The sequence below is a fragment of the Streptomyces sp. NPDC026673 genome (assembly GCF_040638135.1).
In the GTDB taxonomy this organism is placed as follows: Bacteria; Actinomycetota; Actinomycetes; order Streptomycetales; family Streptomycetaceae; genus Actinacidiphila.
In genome coordinates this window covers 1-1,590 of record NZ_JBEZXR010000186.1, presented here as the reverse complement: position 1 = coordinate 1,590, position 1,590 = coordinate 1, and the positions used below count along the sequence as shown (strand labels likewise).

1 protein-coding gene is annotated in these 1,590 nt (G+C 73.5%); it reads left to right on the top strand.

Annotation, left to right across the window (positions count from 1 at the left end):
- The first annotated feature begins 174 nt into the window (after positions 1 to 174).
- Positions 175 to 1,455: an aldolase gene (locus AB0F62_RS42770; protein ID WP_361812331.1), complete on the top strand. Its 1,281-nt coding sequence runs from the start codon at positions 175 to 177 to the stop codon at positions 1,453 to 1,455.
- The last annotated feature ends 135 nt before the right edge of the window (positions 1,456 to 1,590 follow it).

Genomic DNA, 1,590 nt, shown 5'->3' with positions numbered 1-1,590 from the left:
CTGACCGAGGAGGTCACCGCCCGCAAGGGCTGACCCCGGCGGGTCATCGACCGGAGCCCCGTGACGCCCCCGACGGCACCACGGGGCTCCGGCGTTCCCACGGGTCGTTGACGGTGCGAAGCGGAGGGCGTTAGCTTCGCTTCAACGATTTGTTGAAGACCGGGAGGGTGCCCGATGGCGCAGAACGACACGGTCCGCACATCGCTCGGCGACGCGATCCGGCAGGACATCGGCACCTCGCTCGCCGCCGTGGACGCCGAACTCGCCCGCCGCTACCCCGGGGATCCCGGAACCCGGCAGCCCGTGCACACCGTCTACGTCCCCGCCGACGCCTTCGCCGCGGACACGGTGCGCACCTGGGGCGACCGAGCCCTCGCGGCGCTCGACGAGCACGCCCCCGACGCGGAGACCCTCGCCGGCGTGCTCGGCCTGCCGCCCGCGCTCGCGGTCCCGGTCCACGATCGCGTACGGGCCAAGCTGCTGCGCGAACCGGTCGAGGACCTGCGGATCGACTTCGAGGACGGCTACGGGTCCCGGCCCGACGCCGAGGAGGACGCGGCGGCCGCGCGCGCCGCGCGGATCGTGGCGGCCGCCGTCGAGAACGGGACCGCGCCGCCGTACGTCGGCATCCGCATGAAGTGCATGGAGGCCGCCGTGCGCGACCGCGGCATCCGCACCCTCGACATCTTCCTCACCGGGCTGATGGAGGCCGGCGGGCTGCCCGACGGCCTGGTGCTGACCCTGCCCAAGGTCACCTTCCCCCAGCAGGTGACGGCCATGGTGCGGCTCCTCGGGGAGTTCGAGAAGGCGCGCGGACTCGATTCCGGACGGCTCGGCTTCGAGATCCAGATCGAGACCACCCAGGCGATCCTCGGGCCCGACGGCACGGCCACGGTCGCCCGCCTCATCGACGCCGCCGAAGGACGCGCCACAGGGCTCCACTACGGCACCTTCGACTACAGCGCCGCCTGCGGGGTCAGTCCGGCCCACCAGTCCATGGACCACCCGGTCGCCGACCACGCCAAGGCCGTCATGCAGGTGGCGGCCGCCGGAACGGGTGTCCGGCTCTCGGACGGTTCCACCAACGTGCTGCCCGTGGGACCGCGTTCTCAGGTCCACGAGGCATGGCGGCTCCACCACGGCCTGGTCCGCCGCTCACTGGCGCGCGCCTACCATCAGGGCTGGGACATGCACCCCGCCCACCTTCCGACGCGCTACGCCGCGGTCTACGCCTTCTACCGCGAGGGTCTCGACGCCGCGGCGGCCCGCCTCGTGGCCTACGTCGCCAAGGCCGGGGGCGACATCATGGACGAGCCCGCCACCGCCAAGGCCCTCAGCGGTTACCTGCTGCGCGGACTCGACTGCGGCGCGGTGGACTTCGCCGAGGTCGCCGCGGCCACCGGGCTGACCCGCGCCGAGCTCGACGCCCTCGCGGGCCGGGCCGCCGGCCTCTGACGGACGCCCCGCGGGACGAAAGACGTCCGGCCGGCCCCCCGCGGGGGGGGCCCGGCGGGCCGCAAGGCAGAGCACACGTCAGTCCTACGAGCACGACTGAGTGGTGGGGTGATTGGGTCTGTGGAGGGTTTTCTG

What these genes read in the sequence shown, in the direction of transcription:
- AB0F62_RS42770 (WP_361812331.1), top strand. Translation starts at nt 175, where the DNA reads ATGGCGCAGAACGACACGGTCCGCACATCGCTCGGCGACGCGATCCGG.